This window comes from Candidatus Manganitrophus noduliformans, from assembly GCF_012184425.1.
Classification (GTDB): domain Bacteria; phylum Nitrospirota; class Nitrospiria; order SBBL01; family Manganitrophaceae; genus Manganitrophus; species Manganitrophus noduliformans.
In genome coordinates this window covers 1-16,227 of the sequence record NZ_VTOW01000004.1, presented here as the reverse complement: position 1 = coordinate 16,227, position 16,227 = coordinate 1, and the positions used below count along the sequence as shown (strand labels likewise).

Below are 16,227 nucleotides of genomic sequence, written 5' to 3'. Positions count from 1 at the left end.
GCCCCTTCACGCCGTATTTATTTATATCCGGCGCGATCCATCAACTTCACCGCCTCATCCTGCAGCTCGCCCGCTTTGGAAACATTGATCAGGTTTTGCTTGAACGATCCCCACGACGCCACCCATTTGTCCGGCGCGATTTTCGGGTTGGCCGGGTATTCCATATCGGTGTCTGAGAAAAGATTCTGCGCCTTCTGCGAAGAGAGCCACTCGAGGAGTTTCAAAGCCGCTTGTTCATGTTTCGCATGCTTTGTGATCCCCGCCCCTGAGATGTTCACATGGACACCGCTGCCGTTTTGATTGGGCCAAAAGAGGGCCAGAGGAAGGGTCGGCTCTTTCACGAGAAGGCGTCCGTAGTAGTAGGTGTTTACGATTCCGACATCGCATTGTCCGGCCGCGATCGCCTTCATCACTTGGGTATCGTCGGAAAAAACATCGGTGGCAAGATTGCCGACCCAAGATTTGATGATCTGCTCCGTCTTGGGCTCTCCATGTTCCGAGATCATCATCGCCACCAACGATTGGTTATAAACCTTTTTCGAGGTTCGAAGGCAGAGCCGTCCCTTCCATTTGGAATCGGCGAGGTCTTCATAGGTCGAGAGGTCCGACGGCTTGACTTTTTGGGTGTTGTAAACGATCGTCCGCGCGCGCACCGACAAGCCGAACCAGCGGTTCTCGGGATCGCGCAGGTGCGCCGGGATATTCTCCTGGAGGACTTTCGAATGGATCGGCTTCAGCAATCCCTCCTCGGCCGCCCTCCAGAGATTGCCGGCGTCGACGGTGATGAGGAGATCGGCGGGTGTATGCTCCCCTTCCGCTTTCAACCGCTCCAGCAGAGGGCCTTCCTTGTCGGTGATAAACTTGATGCGCGTCCCGGTCTCTTTCGTGTAAGCATCAAAAAGCGGCTTGATGAGCTGCTCATTCCGGGCAGAATAAACGATCACCTCCTCTGCCGCACGGAGAGGAGACGTCATGAATAGCGAAACAAGCAACCCGATGAAGGATAATCTCGAAATAAATTGAACGAATGACTCTGTGGAAGCAAAACAATAAGTCGGACGGCTGAGAAGGGACATCGGTTTTCTTATTCTCCTTCGTTTATAGTCAGGATTTCTTCCCGGACAAGGGAGGAATTCGGTGACCTGTTTGCGCTCATGATGTCATTGATTTGAATCAAGAGAGGAAGACCCGTGGATCGTTTGTTGAGTGGAAGGGAGCCCTGCTTCCGCAGTTTTTCCGATCCTTTAAGAAGTGAGAATGATTATCAAAGTCATTCCCATTCTAAAACCGGGAGCTTTCCTTGTCAAGCTCTTTTTGGAAAAAGAGTAAAGGGGGAGTCTAGGTGCGAAGAAGTAAATCAAGGATAAAGATCCCGAACCAACCGACCAGAAGGACAAACCAGCCGGCGATCAGGATAAACTCGAGTGTGGTCGAAAAGGAGACCGAAAACTGCTCGGCCGCCATCGTATAGACATCCTCCAGGACGTCGAGCTTCTGAGAAATGCTTTTGCTCCAGGCATCCAGATGAAACTTCTTTGAAATCTGATTGAAAAGACGGGCCGAATACCAATCGCCGATCAGCTTGATATTGTGGTCGATGGCGTCGGACTCCAGAAGCGATTGGGTCCGAATCTGGATGATCTCTTTGAGATTGGCCCGGATCTCTTTGGAGCGGAAGAGCATTCGCTGCGTCTGCTTCAGCAAAATAATCGTCTGCTGGAGTCGATCGTCCAGTTGCTTATCCAAAATCCGCGACTTCAGAAGCTGAACATTGGCGATCTCAAAGAGCTCGATGTCGCTTTCGAAATCGCCGTGCGGATCGAACATAAAGGCGCCGTCCCAGTCGACCAGCGTCAGATCGTCTTTGGCATATTTCAATCCCGATTGAAGTGTGTTTTGAATCTCTTCTTCATCGAGCTGGATCCTTTCGTTTTTGAGGATCTGGGCGATCCGCTCTCCGTAAAGAGTAAGATAGATTTCCGGGTCTCCCTGATAGTTGGAAACGCAGTAGAGGCTGTAATCTTCTTCAAAATCGGGGAGACATTGGTATTTCACCAGGAACGCCCTGCACTCTTCCAAAAGTCCCTTCTTGATACTCTCCAATTGCTCGGAAAGAAGGTTCTCCAACTCTACGGTGGCCTCGACAATCACGATATCGGGCAGATAGGCCTTGACCAGAAAGGTCGCATCACGGCCGAGCATGTTTTTTTTCTCTACTCTGATGACTTTTTGCTTTGGAATGACGTTGGGATAGGCGGGAGAGCGCTTTAAAGTCTTGCTCTCAAAAACAGCGGTACTCTCCAAGTTGAGGTCGGTCTGGCCGACTAAAAAAGCGACCAGCCTTCCCGGCAACGCGGCCTCTTTTTCCATGTTCATTTGCATAAGAAAAGGATATACCCCGTGTATTCTCCCGTCAACCAAGCTTGCTAAATTGGCAAGCCTATGTTAATTTTATCCAACACTCACACCATAAATTGTATCCCTGAAGAGATGGAAAAAACCTATCAACCCAAAGAGATCGAAGCGCGATGGCAAGCCTACTGGCGCGATCATCAGACCTTTAAGGTGGTCGAAGACCCCATCGGCCCCAAGTTCTACTGCCTGGAGATGTTCCCCTATCCTTCGGGGAGAATCCACATGGGCCATGTTCGCGTCTATGCCATCGGGGATGTGATCGCCCGCTTCAAGAGAATGCGCGGTTATCAGGTCCTTCATCCGATGGGATGGGATGCCTTCGGTCTGCCGGCGGAAAACGCCGCCATCCAAAAGAAGGTCCATCCGGCCGTTTGGACCGCCCAAAACATCGGCTATATGCGGTCCCAGCTCCAAAAGATGGGGCTCTCTTACGATTGGGATCGGGAGGTGACGACCTGCCGGCCGGAATATTATCGCTGGAATCAATGGTTCTTCCTCAAGATGTACGAGCGCGGCCTTGCCTATCGGAAGATGGCTTCGGTGAACTGGTGCCCCTCCTGCGCCACGGTCCTGGCGAATGAGCAGGTGATCGAGGGACACTGCTGGCGCTGCGACAGCGTCGTGATCCAGAAAAATTTGGAGCAGTGGTTTTTTCGAATCACGGCCTATGCCGAAGAGCTTCTCTCGGAGTCCGACCGGTTGACCGGTTGGCCACAGCGCGTCCTGGTGATGCAGAAAAACTGGATCGGCAAAAGCCGGGGGGTGGAGATTGCCTTCCCTGTCGCGGATCGATCCGAAAAGCTCTCCATTTTTACAACCCGTCCCGACACCTTATTCGGCGTCACCTTCATGAGCATCGCGGCGGAGCATCCGCTCCTCCCGGCCCTCATCGCCGGCCGGCCGGAGGAGGCCGCCGTTCGCGCCTTTATCGAAAAGGTCAAAGGTCAGGATAAAACGGTCCGGACCGCCCTGAACCAGGAGAAAGAAGGGGTTTTCACCGGGGCGCATGCCGTCCATCCCCTCACGGGGGAGAGGATTCCGATCTGGGTCGCCAATTTTGTCTTGATGGATTATGGAACCGGGATCGTGATGGCCGTGCCGGCGCACGATCAACGCGATTTCGAATTTGCCCGGAAATATCACCTGCCGATTCGGATTGTCATTCAGAATCCGTCCGGGACCTTGGCGGAACCGCTGACGGCCGCTTACACCGAAGAGGCCGGCACGCTTGTGAATTCCGGACCGTTCAGCGGCCTCCCTCCCCTTGAGGCCCAAAGTGCGATCGCCCGATCCGTTGAAGAAAAAGGGCTGGGAAGGGAAAAGATCCATTATCGCCTGAGGGATTGGGGGGTCTCGCGGCAGCGCTATTGGGGAACGCCGATCCCGATGCTCTATTGCGAGCGCTGCGGCGTGGTGCCGGTTCCGGAGTCAGATCTCCCCGTCGCGCTTCCGGAGGATGTCCCTTTTACCGGAAAGGGAGGCTCCCCTTTGTCGGAGAGTCCTTCTTTTCTCAATACCATCTGTCCGAAATGCGGCGGGCCGGCGCGGCGGGAGACCGACACGATGGATACCTTCGTCGACTCCTCGTGGTATTTTCTGCGCTACACCTCTCCGCACGAGACCTCGGGACCGATCCATCCGAAAGGGGCCGCTCATTGGATGCCGGTCGATCAATACATCGGCGGGATCGAGCATGCCGTGTTGCATCTTCTTTATGCCCGCTTTTTCACCAAGGTCATTCGCGATCTCGGCCTGATCAAAGTCGGCGAGCCGTTCGCCCACCTCCTCACACAGGGGATGGTCATCAAAGACGGCGCCAAGATGTCCAAATCGAAGGGAAACATCGTCGATCCCGATCAGCTGATCGAGACCTTCGGCGCCGACACCTCCCGGCTTTTCTCTCTTTTTGCCGCCCCTCCCGAGAAAGATCTGGAGTGGAGCGATGAAGGGGTGCAGGGGGCCTTCCGTTTCCTGCAGCGGGTCTGGCGCATGGTCCAGGAGTTTGCCGCATCCGGCCGGGCCTTACGCGAGCAGATCGATCTCTCCGAAGCCTCCCCCCGCGTGAAACAGATCCGAAGAATGACCCACCGGACGATCAAACGGGTGACCGAAGATATCGAAAAGGGGTTCCAATTCAATACGGCGATCGCGGCGTTGATGGAGTTTTACAACGCCCTCTCGCGCGACCCGTCGGCGGCGCCCCCCTCTCAGGAAGAAGAACAAAAACATCGGGCAGCCTACACGGAAGCGCTCGATCATTTGGTCCTTCTCCTCTCGCCGTTCGCGCCGCATCTGTCCGAATCGCTCTGGGAGGTTCTGGGCCATTCCCCTTCGATTCTGGACGTCTCATGGCCTTCTTACGATCCGGCCTGGACCGAAGAAGAGGTCGTGGAGGTCGTCGTGCAGGTCAACGGCAAGGTCCGGAGCAAATTTCCGGCGCCCGCAAACGCCGATGAGGAAACACTCAAGGAGCGCGCCGTTTCCGATCCGAAGACACAGCCCTGGATCGAAGGACGCCCGATCAAGAAGGTCATCGTGGTGAAGGGAAAATTGGTCAACATCGTCGTATGAGAAGAGCGATTCTTCTCTTTCTATCGAGCCTGGTGAGCCTGGCCGGCTGTGGATACCACAGCGGACTCCGATCGGAGATGATCCCTCCCGATCAGACGATCGCCATTCCCCTCTTTGAGAACGCGACGTTCGAGCCGCTTTTGGAGAAGCGGGTCGGCGAGAGCTTCAAAGAGACCTTTCTCAGACAAGGTTGGCAGGTCGTCGCCCATCCCCACCAAGCCCCCCGGACCCTTTCCGGCCGCGTGACCCGTTTCGACAAAACCCCCATCTCGTTGAATCGGATCGGCCAAGCCCAGGAATACCGGATTACCATCGGCCTCGACTATACGCTCCTTTCCGGCGAAGGCGATCCGCCGAAAGAGAGAAATCACGCGGAGGCGTCCGCGGAGTACATCGTCCATCCCGACCCGCTTGCAGATCGGGTCGCGCAAGACCGGGCCATTCGTGAAGCGGGGAAAAAGCTGGCCGAGCGGGTAGCCGGTTTGATCAGCATCGCCCCACTTTCAGCACCCCCCCTCGCAACGCCGGCGGACCGATGACCTACACAGAAGCCGTAAAGCACCTTGAGCAAGCGCGCTTTTCTCCCATTTATCTGCTCACCGGGGAAGAGCCCTTTTTCATCCAACAGATCCTGAGCCGCTTTCGAGAGAAGGTCCTCGAAGAGGCGTCCCGCGATTTTAATTATGATCACTTTCAAGGGGAGAGTCTCGATCCGCATCAGGTGTTGATGACGGCGAAGACCTTTCCTTTGTTCAGCGCGCGGCGGTTGGTCATCATCCAAAACGCGGATCTCATCAAAGATGAGCGCGAGACGCTCTTGAGTTACCTCGAATCGCCCTGCGATACGACCGTTTTAGTCTTTGTTGCGGCGAAACCCGATATGCGTAAAAAACTTTTTACCGCGCTGAAAAAGAAAGGAACCGCGATCCACTGCGCCCCTCTCTCGGAACAGGCCTTGCCGGGGTGGATCGCTCAGGAAGGAAAGCGGCGGGGAGTCTCCCTTTCGGAGGAAGCGACATGGTACCTGAAAGAACGCCTCGGGAATGATCTCTTTCTTATTCAGCAAGAGATCGATAAATTTTCACTTCATTCTTCGGATAAAAAGGAAGTTTCTCTCGAGATGGTTCAGCAGTTGATCGCAGGGGGGCGAAGCCATTCAATTTTTGAATTGGTCCGAGCTGTCGGTGAGAAGAATCTGAAGCGCTCTCTGACCCTTCTCTCCTCTCTGCTCGAAGAGGGGGAGCATCCCCTTTTCATTCTGACGATGCTGACGCGGCAGTGGCGGCTCATGGCGACGGCCCGAGAGGGAATCGACGCCGGGAAATCGGAAACGGCGGTCGGCAAGAAGGTTCCGATGCCCCCCAGCCTCCTTCCGGCTTTCTTCAAGCAGCTGCGGAATTGGAAGGAAAGCGAGATTCGGAGGGCGTTTGACCTCTCCTTGGCCGCAGATTCTCAATTGAAGGGGGGAAGACAATCGGCGCCGCAAGTTCTCGAGATGCTGTTGCTCGACCTCTGCAGACCGCATCCGACATCCCAACGGACCGGCTACACCCTCCCTTTTCTGGAATCAAGGTCATGAGGCTCGCCCGATTTTCCCTTTTGAAGAGAACCGATCGGACCGCTCTCCGCCTCGCCGGCGATCCGGCGGAAGGAGCGTGCCCAGCAAGGCGCCTTGAGATAACCCGCTCGATATGCCGTGGTTTGATGTTAGGCAGAGGGGGATGCCTTCGACGACAGGAACTTATTGACTCGCGCCGCGAGGCGAGAGATTTTGCGGGAGGCGCGCGCTTTGGGAATCACCCCTTTGGATGCGGCGCCGTCGAGCGACGAGGTTGCGTCCTTGAGAGCCGTTTTCGCCTGATCCTGATTTTTTTCGGAAAGGGCCGCCTGAACCCGCTTGACGGCGGTTCGAACGGCGGAGAGGATCCCTCGATTTCTCTGTCTCCTTTTCTTTGCCTGCCGTTCTCGTTTCAATGCAGATGGATGATTTGCCACGATTGAGATCTCCTTAATTTAAAAGTCATTTTTTAACATAGCACGCTATGGAAAGTCAAGGAAAAAGCCTCGCTGCTCAGGGCCAAGTCGAGAAAGGAATCGCCGGCGCGGCCGGCATTGTCGCATTCGGAACGCTGATCAGCCGCATTCTCGGATTCATTCGGGATATGATCCTGGCCAACCTCTTCGGGGCGACGATCGCGGCGGATGCCTTCTATGTCGCCTTCCGGATTCCGAACATCCTTCGGGAGTTGTTCGCCGAGGGCTCGATGTCGGCCGCCTTTATTCCGGTTTTTACGGAGTACCTCTCGAAAAAGTCACGGTCGGAGGCCAAAGAGCTTGCCTCCGCGGCCTTTACCACCCTCCTTCTGCTTCTTTGCATTGTCGTCGCCTTCGGGATTTTCTTTTCTCCCCTACTGATCCGTTTGATTGCGCCCGGCTTTGTCGATGATCCCCATAAATTCTCGCTGACCGTCTCCATGACCCGGATCATGTTTCCCTTCCTCCTCTTTATCTCCCTGGCGGCCCTCGCGATGGGAATCCTCAACAGCACCCGGCGTTTCGCCCCCCCCGCGCTCGCCTCCGGTGTTTTTAATGTGGTCAGCATTCTTTTCGTTTTCGGCTTTACCCCGCTCCTTCCCGAGCCGGTTTACGGGGCCGCGATCGGGGTTGCACTGGGAGGCCTCGCGCAGTTTCTCATCCAGGTTCCCGCGCTTTATCAGGAGGGATTCCCTCTTTCCTTTCGAAGGCCGATCCGGCCGCTGCATCCCGGGGTTGTTCAAATGGGACGGCTCCTCCTTCCGACGACGCTCGGCCTCTCCGTCACGCAAATCAATGTCCTAGTAAACACCCTTCTCGCCTCATACTTGGTTGCCGGAAGCGTCACTTATCTTTATTTCGGGATGCGGCTCATCCACTTCCCGCTCGGTATCTTTGCCGTCGCTCTCTCCACGGCGATTCTTCCGACCCTCTCGGCACAAGCGGCCAGAGGAGAAACAGAAGGGTTGCGGCAAACCTTTTCTTTCGGCCTTCGGTTGGTCTTTTTTATCACCTTTCCCGCCATGATGGGGCTGATTCTCTTTCGGATTCCGATCGTTCATCTGCTCTTCGAACATGGGGAATTCGGCCGCGTGGCGACACTTGGGACGGCAAACGCCGTTCTGTTCTATTCCATCGGACTTTGGGCCTTTGCCGGAATCCGGATCGTGGTGCCGGTCTTCTATTCTCTTCAAGATACAAAAACCCCTGTAAAGATCGGTCTGGTTGCCGTGGTCGCCAATATAATTCTGAATCTCATCCTGATGGGTCCGCTCCAGCATGGCGGTTTGGCGCTGGCGACCTCTCTTTCAGCGATCCTCAACTTTTCCCTCCTCCTCCTCATTTTGAGGAAACGGATCGGACGGATCGACGGAAAACGAATTCTCAACTCCCATCTAAAGGTACTCTTCGCCTCCAGCACCCTTTTACCGGCCTCCTTATGGCTAAATGCCCATGAGATGTGGCTCTCAGCCGGGGATTGGCTTCTTAAAGCAGCGCTACTCTCTATAGCTATTGTTGTAAGTGCAGCATCCTATTTTCTGATACAGGCTTCTTTAAAAAGTGAAGAATTCTACTTTATCCTCAATCTTATCAAGAGCCGCCTTACAAAGCGCTCCCAAACTCCTCGTTAAACTCATTGGTAGAGTGAGTAAACATCCCGTCCATATATAGTATACAAGCAATAGCCTTGGATATAGCATTCATAAAATTAATAACAGTAGCATGGCTATAAATTTGTCTTGACTGGAATTATTCTATGTGCTATACATGTTCTATAGAGGTGTTACAGTGGAAGACTTCAAAGATATTATTACAGGTCTTGAGCAGCGAATTCACGTTTACAAATCGAAACTTCAAGAGCTTCAAAAGAAACGTGAAAAGATCGAGGATGAGATTAAGACTGTCAAAAAATACCTAGAGCTCGCCGAAACGCTTTACCGAGTTGAGATTGAAAAGGTCAAGTGGGCTCAGCCTTCCAATCAACTTACTTCAGAAGTGGAAAAAGAGAAGGGGGGCAAACCCACCTCCGAAGGCCACGATCACTCCAAAGAAATTCTTCTGGAAAAAACCAAATATGCCGGGCTCTCCGTCCCACAGGCGACCTTCTTGCTCTTGAAAGAGGCCGGTAAGCCGCTACACGCCAAAGAAATATACCAAAAACTTACGGAGGGGGGTGTTCGCATCAGGGGGAAGACCCCTGTGACCTCGGTCGCCATCTCCCTTTCAAGGGATAAGCGCTTCAAGAAAATCGCGCCGAATACATTCACGCTTGTTGAGGAGACAGGGCCGGAAACCCTGTTGGGAAAAAACCCTGCTGGGTCATGAAAGGGGGTGAGAGAGAATTGGCGACAAAAAAGAAGACCGCCACAAAGAAAAAAGCGACAAAAAAGAAATAGTGTTAGATAGAAATGAATGGGGGGCCCTCCGGGGCCCCTCTGTTTTTTGATTTTATGGAATTATATTATATTGCTGAAGAAAGTGGAGAGTAGATCGGTGCTGGGCGGGAAGGAACTCTGTGTGGTTCAACCGCGGGACCGGCGCCCAAGATTTTACAGGCTTTATTGTTTTGTAAAAGCGCTTTAATCAGCCTTGAATGAAGCAGGTGTCCCGAGCATACCGCCTCGATCTTACCGATGATCGGCATTCCGAGCAGCGAGAGATCTCCAATTAAATCGAGAATTTTGTGGCGAACGAATTCGTCCGGGAAGCGAAGCCCCCCCTCATTTAACACCTGCTCCTCCCCAATGACAATCGCATTCTCGAGCGAGCCTCCCCGGGCCAGCCCCATCGATTGAAGCATTTGGACATCTTTCAGGAACCCGAATGTCCTGGCCGGAGCGATCTCGGTCATGAAGGTTTCCGGGCTATGCTGATAACGGTATGTCTGGCTCGAGATCAGCGGATGATCGAATTGAATCTGATAGGAGATCTCGAAGGTGGACGCCGGAGAAACAGTAACATGTTTCCCCTTTTCCGAGACGGTCACCGGTTCGATCACTTGGACGATTCTTTTTGCCTTTTTCTGATGAACAATCCCCGCCTCCGATAAGAGATCGGCAAAGGGGGCCGCGCTGCCGTCTAAAATAGGAACCTCCGGACCATCTAATTCGATGATGAGGTTATCGACGCCGAAAGCAGCGATTGCCGCCAGAAGGTGTTCGATGGTCTGGACGGTTGCTCCTTCCATTCCGATTGTGGTAGACAAGTGGGTAGAAACCACATGGGAAGCATTTGCAGGGATCAATACTCCGCCGAGATCTGTTCTGCAGAAAATGATCCCGCTCCCCTCAGCGGCGGGAATGAGTCTCAGATGGATCTTTTCCCCGGAATGAAGGCCGATTCCAGAGCAGGATACCTCGTTTTGGATTGTTTTTTCATTCATCATTCGTAAGAAACCTCGCTCGAACCTTCCTGATCTCTAATATGGGATATGATGACCATTGCCTGGAGATGAAAAGCAACATCTATGCCAATGTATTCCCACGGAGAGTTTTATTTTATTCATACAATCAATCGTTTAGAAAAGGCTTGCCGCTGCGATGAAGATCACGCGTGCGAGTTGTTGTAAAAAAAAGACGAGCCGGGCGAATTCTGTTGTCTTTAAGCAACGCTTTTATTTTTATTCCTTCCCCAGCATTACTGAATAAACCGGATCGAACGGGTGACCCCTCGGTATCGACTTTGACAGCCAAAACGGTTAAGATAGCATCAACAAATCGGATGGAATCCTCATGACCCCGGTGGAAGGAAAATTAAATATCTTGATGGCGGCCTCCGAGGCGGCTCCTTACGCGAAAACGGGGGGGTTGGCCGATGTCGTCGGCGCCCTCTCGAAGGCGTTGGCAGCCCGCGGCGCATCGGTTTCCGTCTTCCTTCCCTTTTATTCGCAGATTGATCAAAGCCGTTTCCCCCTGAAATCGACGGGACAGACGATCGCCGTCCCGGTCTCCGGCCGGCTTGAGACGGGCGAGATTTTTTCTCACGAACTCGCCGGCGTTCGATACTATTTCATCAAAAACGATTCATACTTTAATCGACCCGGATTGTATGGAACCAACGAAGGGGACTACCCCGACAACGCCGCGCGCTTTGTTTTCTTCTCACGCGCCGTTCTGGAATCGGCAAAAGTCCTGAATCTGCGCCCTCAGATCGTTCATAGCCACGATTGGCATACCGGACTCATCCCCGTTTACTTAAATACGGCCTATGCCGGGGAGCCCTCTTTTCAGGAAACCGCGACCTTATTCACGATTCATAATCTCGGCTATCAGGGGATCTTCTGGCATTATGACTGGCATCTTCTCAACCTTCCCTGGGAGTACTTCAACCCTGAGGCTTTGGAATTCTATGGAAAGATCAATTTTCTCAAAGGAGGATTGATCTTTGCCGATGCCCTCTCGACGGTCAGCCCCGGTTATGCGAAAGAGATCCAGACAGCCGCATACGGACACCGTTTAGAAGGGGTCCTTCGAAAACGAAGGAAAAACCTCTATGGAATTTTAAACGGCATCGATACAGAGGAATGGGACCCTTCGCGTGATCCTCATATCGCCTCAAACTACGACACAAAAACGCTCCAGGGAAAAGAAAAATGCAAAGCCGCGCTCCAGAAAGAAGTCGGCCTTCCCGTCCAGAAAGACGCTCCGCTGCTGGCGATGATCAGCCGGCTGAGCGAGCAGAAGGGGATCGATCTGATCGTCTCGGCCTTTGATCGAATGATGGCGACCGGGGCGCAATTGATCATTTTAGGAAACGGCGACAAGGAATATGAAATGCGGCTGGAAGCGTTGGCAAAGGAATATCCGCAGCAGGCGGTAGTGAAGATCGCCTATGATCATCCTCTCGCGCACCGTATCGAAGCCGGCGCCGATATTTTTCTGATGCCGTCCAAGTATGAGCCGTGCGGGTTGAGCCAGATGATGAGTCTCCGTTACGGAACGGTGCCGGTCGTCCGCGCGACGGGAGGGCTCGACGACACCATTACCCAATTCAATCCGGATACGTTGAAGGGAAACGGATTCAAATTCAAGGCGTACACCGCAACCGCCTTCTTTCGGCAAGTCCAAAACGCCCTCTCGCTTTTCAGAGAGAAAAAGAAGTGGCGGGCCCTGATCCGAAACGGGATGGAGGGGAATTACGCGTGGGACGCCTCCGCCGAAAAATACCTGAATCTCTACAAGCGGATCCACAATAAGAAACGGGGGGAGAAATGAAAATCGGTGTGTTAACGGGAGGGGGGGACGCCCCGGGACTCAATGCCGTCATTCGCGCCATCGTCAAATCATCCAAGGTCAAATACAACTGCGAAGTGCTCGGGATCGAAGAAGGCTTCGACGGGCTTCTCTCCCCGGTGAAAGTCAGAGCGATGACCCCCTGGACCATCCGAGGGATCCTTCCGACGGGGGGCACCGTCTTGGGGACCACCAGCACAATCAACCCGATGGAGATGACAAAAAAGATCGACGGGAAAGAGCAGCAGGTCGATCTTTCAGGAGAACTCAAAAAAAATGTCGAGGAACTCGGGCTCTCCGGCTTGATCGTGATCGGCGGGGATGGGACCTTAAAAATCGCCGATAACCTTTACAAATTGGGGGTCCCGACGATCGGCATTCCGAAGACGATCGATAACGATATCCCGGCGACCGACGTCACCTTTGGATTTCAAACCGCGGTGAACACGGCGACCGAGGCGCTCGACAAGCTCCATACGACGGCCGAAAGCCATCATCGGGTCATCGTGGTCGAGGTGATGGGCCGCTATGTCGGATGGATCGCCCTGGAAGCCGGGATTGCGGGGGGGGCGGATGTGATCTTGATCCCGGAGATCCCGTTCCAGATCGATCAGGTTTGCAAGAAGATCGTGGCGCGCTACGAGCAGGGGAGCCGCTTTTCGATCGTCGTCGTCGCCGAAGGGGCCAAACCGCTCGGCGGCGAAATGTCGGTCATCAAACGCTCCGAGACCGGCTACGCGCTGCGCCTCGGCGGTATCGGCAACAAGGTCGGGGAGGAGATCGGCGGCTGCACCAAAATGGATGTCCGGGTCACGGTGCTCGGCCACATTCAGCGGGGCGGATCGCCGACCCCCTACGATCGCATCCTGGCGACCCGCTTCGGCGTCGCCGCGATGGACCTTTTTGCGCAGGGTCGTTTCGGCGAGATGGTCTGCTTGAAAGGAGACGAGATCTGCTCGGTTCCCCTCTCGGAAGCGACGCGGGGGCTGAAATTCGTCCCGGCCGACGGGGAGAGGGTCCGCGCCGCCGAAGCGCTCGGGATCTCCTTCGGCCGATGAGCGGATTGCGGCATCAACAAGAAATCCTGATGGTCTCCACCCTCTCGCAACAGCGGTATTGCGAGAAGAAGGTCGATCTCGCGATGCAGTTCCCAGAGGTGGAGCCGACCTCTCCGGCGATGGAGCAAGGGGCCGAAGGCCATGCGCGGCTGGAAGAAGGGGCGACCCCCGTCACCCGGGAGGAGATTGAGGCTTCGCTCCATCGCGGGGAGAGCCTGACTCTTTTCGAATTTCCGATGGAAGGGGTCTGGGAAGAGATCCCGATTTGGGGGCGGCCCGACTTGGTTCAATTGGAGGGGAAATCGGCCAAACTGCTGGTCGAATTTAAATTCTCACGTCGCTCGAATCTCTTCCCTTCGCAACAAACGCAGGCCAACCTCTACGGCTGGCTACTCCAGCAGAATCGATTTGATGTCGATTCTCTTCTTTGCGCCGTCGCGATCTTCCCCGCGACGATTCCTCACGTCAAGCTTCTCCCCGCCGATCTGATCGGAACGCTCCTGAAGGTCACGGAGCAACTTCGGGCAAAAACGTTCCGCTCTGCGGTCCCCATTCTCCGGCAAGAAAAATCGTTCACGCTTCATCTCTTCCCGTTCCGTCCGCAGATCGCCGAGCGCGATCTGCGCTGGGCGGTCGATTACTGGCGGGGGAAAAGGGAGCCCGAACCGAGCGGTTCGATCAACAAATGCCGGATCTGCCGGTTTAACGCCGAAGCGCTCTGCGACCAGGCGCTCGCCCCTTTTTCCCGCTGACGCTTTCCCCTCCCCATTCACAAGCAGCACAACGGAAGGAATCAACTCCCCGGTTTTAAGAGAACTTTGATGCAGCCCTCCTCTTTTTCGTTAAAGATCCGATAACCCTCCGGCGCTTCATCGAGCGGCATCCGATGGGTGATAATGTAGGTCAGATCGATCTTCTCTTTGATGATCCGATCGAGCAGGAGCCCCGTATATTTTTGAACCGGCGTCTGCCCCATCCGAAACGTGATCCCCTTCCCGAAGGCGATCCCCATCGGCATCTTGTCGACATAGCCGGCATAGACCCCCGGCAGAGAAACCGTTCCCCCGCTTCGGCAGGCGCGGATGACTTCTCTCAGCGCAAAGGGGCGATCGGTCTCCAGGTAAAACTTCTGTTTTAATTTTTCATACGCGGCCACCGGCCCTTTTTCATCGGCATCCATCCCGACCGCATCGATGCAGACATCGGGACCCCGGCCGGCGGTAATGTCCTTGAGTGCGTCCACGACATCGACCTCTTCGAAGTTGAGGACCTCGGTGTGGTTCTGGCCCCCCGCCTTTTCGAGCCGCTCCGAAACGTGATCGATTGCGATGACCCGCTCCGCCCCGAGAAGATAAGCGCACTTGATCGTGAGTAGTCCGACGGGACCGCATCCCCAAACCGCCACCACATCCCCCGGCTGAATACGGCCGTTGATCGCCGCATGATACGCGGTAGGGAAGATATCCCCCAGGAAGAGAACCTGCTCATCGGTCAGATCGTCCGGGATACGGACCGGCCCCACGTCGGCAAACGGGACACGGACATACTCCGCCTGTCCTCCCGGGTAGCCGCCATAAAGGTGGGTGTAGCCGAAGAGACCGGCGGTCGGATAGTCGGTCACTTTCTCCTGCATCAGGAAATTCGGATTGGAGTTGTCACAGAGGGTGAACGCTTCCATTCGGCAGTAGAAGCAGTTGCCGCAGGAGATCGAAAAGGGAACGACCACCCGGTCCCCCACGCGGAGCTTCCGATTTCCCTTTCCCACCTCGACCACCTCCCCCATAAATTCGTGACCGAGAATATCACCGCGCTTCATCGTCGGAACATTGCCGTGATAGAGGTGGAGATCGGAACCGCAGATCGCCGCCGTCGTCACTTTGACGATGGCATCGCGCGGATTGAGAATTTTCGGATCGGGAACAGTCTCGACCCGAACCTCTTGTGATCCATACCAAGAAACAGCCTTCATTCTCTTCCTCCTTAAATCACTTCAGAATTTCTACGAAATAAACCGATCGTTCTCGTTCGGCTATTTGGGACGGGCCGGCTCGCCGTTGTTGACCGGGATCTCTCCCGTTTCCATCAGCGCTTTGAAGCGACGCAGATCTTCATAGACCCGCGTCCCCGGATCATCTCCGATCAGCTTTGCCGCCGCCGCGCCGAGTTTCCCGCCCGGCGCGTTGTATTCCATCCTCACCCGAACTTCCGTCCCCCGGTCGCCCGGCGCCTTTTTAAAGGTCACGGCGCCGGCCTGCTCAACGTCGGCGCCCTCCAGCGACCGCCACGCGATCCGCTCGTTGATCTGATCCTCGGTGATCTCCGCGTCCCATTCGAACACCTGAGCCGCCGGCCCCTTCGCCCGCCAATGAGAGCGCCGGTCCCCCAGCGGCGTGACCGCCTCGAGGTTTTTCATGAAATTCGGAAGCATGTCGAACTTTCGCCAGTAACGGTAGAGCTCCTCCGGCGACTTTAAAACGGTGACTGCCTTTTTTATTTCCATCTCAAGAACCTCCTTGTTCTAATTTTTTGTTCAATGAGGTCGTGACTGCTTGAACACGAAGTATCCTTTATGGAAGGGTAGAACGCTATGGAAGGGGGCGTCAATTAGCTTGAAGGGAGTAGTGATCCCGCTTAGGCAACCTCAGCATTGAGAGGAGATCGCCGAGCGGGGGGAAGAACGGGTTGCTTTTCGGAATTGCATGGATGATGAAGAAGGACGGAATATCGATTGTGAAATTTTTTTGTGAAAATCAGAACGTGACCTGTCAGGCAATACCAACGAAGTCACGCTTTCACCTACCTATACGTAACAAAATAGATTGACCAATTAAACGGCTAACGGTCATGATTTCCCTGCTTTTTCTTGAAAAAGGAAAGGGGGAGCAATGACCCAGGTAGAGCCGATCATCAATGAGTCC

14 protein-coding genes are annotated in these 16,227 nt (G+C 54.5%); 8 read left to right on the top strand and 6 right to left on the bottom strand.

The window, feature by feature from the left end; genetic code table 11:
- Positions 1–17 precede the first annotated feature (17 nt).
- Positions 18–974 carry a Fe(3+) ABC transporter substrate-binding protein gene (locus MNODULE_RS18350; RefSeq protein ID WP_168062631.1) on the bottom strand — a complete coding sequence of 319 codons (957 nt, stop codon included), beginning with the start codon at positions 972–974 and terminating at the stop codon, positions 18–20.
- Positions 975–1,338: 364 nt separating this feature from the next.
- Entirely contained in the window at positions 1,339–2,370 is a 1,032-nt protein-coding gene (locus MNODULE_RS18345) for a hypothetical protein (RefSeq protein ID WP_168062630.1), read from the bottom strand.
- Between the two features lie 120 nt (positions 2,371–2,490).
- Here MNODULE_RS18345 and leuS point away from each other — a divergent pair, with 120 nt between their 5' ends.
- The 3 genes from leuS to holA are packed head-to-tail and all read left to right on the top strand — an operon-like array spanning position 2,491 to position 6,565.
- Positions 2,491–4,986 carry a leucine--tRNA ligase gene (gene leuS / locus MNODULE_RS18340; RefSeq protein WP_168062629.1) on the top strand — a complete coding sequence of 832 codons (2,496 nt, stop codon included), beginning with the start codon at positions 2,491–2,493 and terminating at the stop codon, positions 4,984–4,986.
- Positions 4,983–5,525, top strand: a complete 543-nt coding sequence (gene lptE, locus MNODULE_RS18335; RefSeq protein ID WP_168062628.1) for an LPS assembly lipoprotein LptE — start codon at positions 4,983–4,985, stop codon at positions 5,523–5,525. The genes leuS and lptE overlap by 4 nt, the downstream gene beginning before the upstream one ends.
- Positions 5,522–6,565, top strand: coding sequence for a DNA polymerase III subunit delta (holA, locus tag MNODULE_RS18330; RefSeq protein WP_168062627.1), 1,044 nt, complete (start codon positions 5,522–5,524; stop codon positions 6,563–6,565). Before lptE ends, holA begins: the two co-directional genes overlap by 4 nt.
- A 128-nt stretch (positions 6,566–6,693) precedes the next feature.
- Here holA and rpsT read toward each other — a convergent pair whose 3' ends face one another.
- On the bottom strand, positions 6,694–6,981 hold the full coding sequence (rpsT, locus tag MNODULE_RS18325) for a 30S ribosomal protein S20 (protein WP_168062626.1): 288 nt from the start codon (positions 6,979–6,981) through the stop codon (positions 6,694–6,696).
- Positions 6,982–7,028: 47 nt separating this feature from the next.
- Here rpsT and murJ point away from each other — a divergent pair, with 47 nt between their 5' ends.
- Positions 7,029–8,651 (top strand): murein biosynthesis integral membrane protein MurJ, encoded by a 1,623-nt coding sequence (gene murJ, locus MNODULE_RS18320; protein WP_168062625.1) that lies wholly within the window; start codon positions 7,029–7,031, stop codon positions 8,649–8,651.
- A 157-nt stretch (positions 8,652–8,808) separates the two neighbouring features.
- Positions 8,809–9,345, top strand: a complete 537-nt coding sequence (locus MNODULE_RS18315; protein ID WP_168062624.1) for an HTH domain-containing protein — start codon at positions 8,809–8,811, stop codon at positions 9,343–9,345.
- A gap of 136 nt (positions 9,346–9,481) precedes the next feature.
- Here the strand turns inward: MNODULE_RS18315 and lpxC are convergent, their stop codons facing one another.
- Entirely contained in the window at positions 9,482–10,402 is a 921-nt protein-coding gene (lpxC, locus tag MNODULE_RS18310) for a UDP-3-O-acyl-N-acetylglucosamine deacetylase (RefSeq protein WP_238339652.1), read from the bottom strand.
- A gap of 349 nt (positions 10,403–10,751) precedes the next feature.
- Here lpxC and glgA point away from each other — a divergent pair, with 349 nt between their 5' ends.
- The 3 genes from glgA to MNODULE_RS18295 are packed head-to-tail and all read left to right on the top strand — an operon-like array spanning position 10,752 to position 14,061.
- Positions 10,752–12,233, top strand: a complete 1,482-nt coding sequence (gene glgA / locus MNODULE_RS18305) for a glycogen synthase GlgA (protein ID WP_168062622.1) — start codon at positions 10,752–10,754, stop codon at positions 12,231–12,233.
- On the top strand, positions 12,230–13,309 hold the full coding sequence (locus MNODULE_RS18300; protein ID WP_168062621.1) for an ATP-dependent 6-phosphofructokinase: 1,080 nt from the start codon (positions 12,230–12,232) through the stop codon (positions 13,307–13,309). The genes glgA and MNODULE_RS18300 overlap by 4 nt, the downstream gene beginning before the upstream one ends.
- Complete coding sequence (locus MNODULE_RS18295) at positions 13,306–14,061, top strand: PD-(D/E)XK nuclease family protein (protein WP_168062620.1); 756 nt, start codon at positions 13,306–13,308, stop codon at positions 14,059–14,061. Before MNODULE_RS18300 ends, MNODULE_RS18295 begins: the two co-directional genes overlap by 4 nt.
- A 41-nt stretch (positions 14,062–14,102) precedes the next feature.
- On the opposite strand, the gene MNODULE_RS18290 is transcribed toward MNODULE_RS18295, so the two are convergent.
- Together MNODULE_RS18290 and MNODULE_RS18285 are read right to left on the bottom strand one after the other, a co-directional pair.
- Positions 14,103–15,278, bottom strand: coding sequence for a zinc-dependent alcohol dehydrogenase (locus MNODULE_RS18290; RefSeq protein WP_168062619.1), 1,176 nt, complete (start codon positions 15,276–15,278; stop codon positions 14,103–14,105).
- A gap of 60 nt (positions 15,279–15,338) precedes the next feature.
- Positions 15,339–15,809, bottom strand: coding sequence for an SRPBCC family protein (locus MNODULE_RS18285; protein WP_168062618.1), 471 nt, complete (start codon positions 15,807–15,809; stop codon positions 15,339–15,341).
- Positions 15,810–16,227 lie beyond the last annotated feature (418 nt).

Excerpts from the sequence above, each read along its gene's own strand:
- MNODULE_RS18350 (WP_168062631.1), bottom strand. The coding sequence starts at position 974 with ATGACGTCTCCTCTCCGTGCGGCAGAGGAGGTGATCGTTTATTCTGCC.
- holA (WP_168062627.1), top strand. The coding sequence starts at position 5,522 with ATGACCTACACAGAAGCCGTAAAGCACCTTGAGCAAGCGCGCTTTTCT.
- MNODULE_RS18285 (WP_168062618.1), bottom strand. The coding sequence starts at position 15,809 with ATGGAAATAAAAAAGGCAGTCACCGTTTTAAAGTCGCCGGAGGAGCTC.
- leuS (WP_168062629.1), top strand. The coding sequence starts at position 2,491 with ATGGAAAAAACCTATCAACCCAAAGAGATCGAAGCGCGATGGCAAGCC.
- MNODULE_RS18290 (WP_168062619.1), bottom strand. The coding sequence starts at position 15,278 with ATGAAGGCTGTTTCTTGGTATGGATCACAAGAGGTTCGGGTCGAGACT.
- MNODULE_RS18345 (WP_168062630.1), bottom strand. The coding sequence starts at position 2,370 with ATGGAAAAAGAGGCCGCGTTGCCGGGAAGGCTGGTCGCTTTTTTAGTC.
- murJ (WP_168062625.1), top strand. The coding sequence starts at position 7,029 with ATGGAAAGTCAAGGAAAAAGCCTCGCTGCTCAGGGCCAAGTCGAGAAA.
- MNODULE_RS18295 (WP_168062620.1), top strand. The coding sequence starts at position 13,306 with ATGAGCGGATTGCGGCATCAACAAGAAATCCTGATGGTCTCCACCCTC.
- MNODULE_RS18300 (WP_168062621.1), top strand. The coding sequence starts at position 12,230 with ATGAAAATCGGTGTGTTAACGGGAGGGGGGGACGCCCCGGGACTCAAT.
- lpxC (WP_238339652.1), bottom strand. The coding sequence starts at position 10,402 with ATGAATGAAAAAACAATCCAAAACGAGGTATCCTGCTCTGGAATCGGC.
- glgA (WP_168062622.1), top strand. The coding sequence starts at position 10,752 with ATGACCCCGGTGGAAGGAAAATTAAATATCTTGATGGCGGCCTCCGAG.
- lptE (WP_168062628.1), top strand. The coding sequence starts at position 4,983 with ATGAGAAGAGCGATTCTTCTCTTTCTATCGAGCCTGGTGAGCCTGGCC.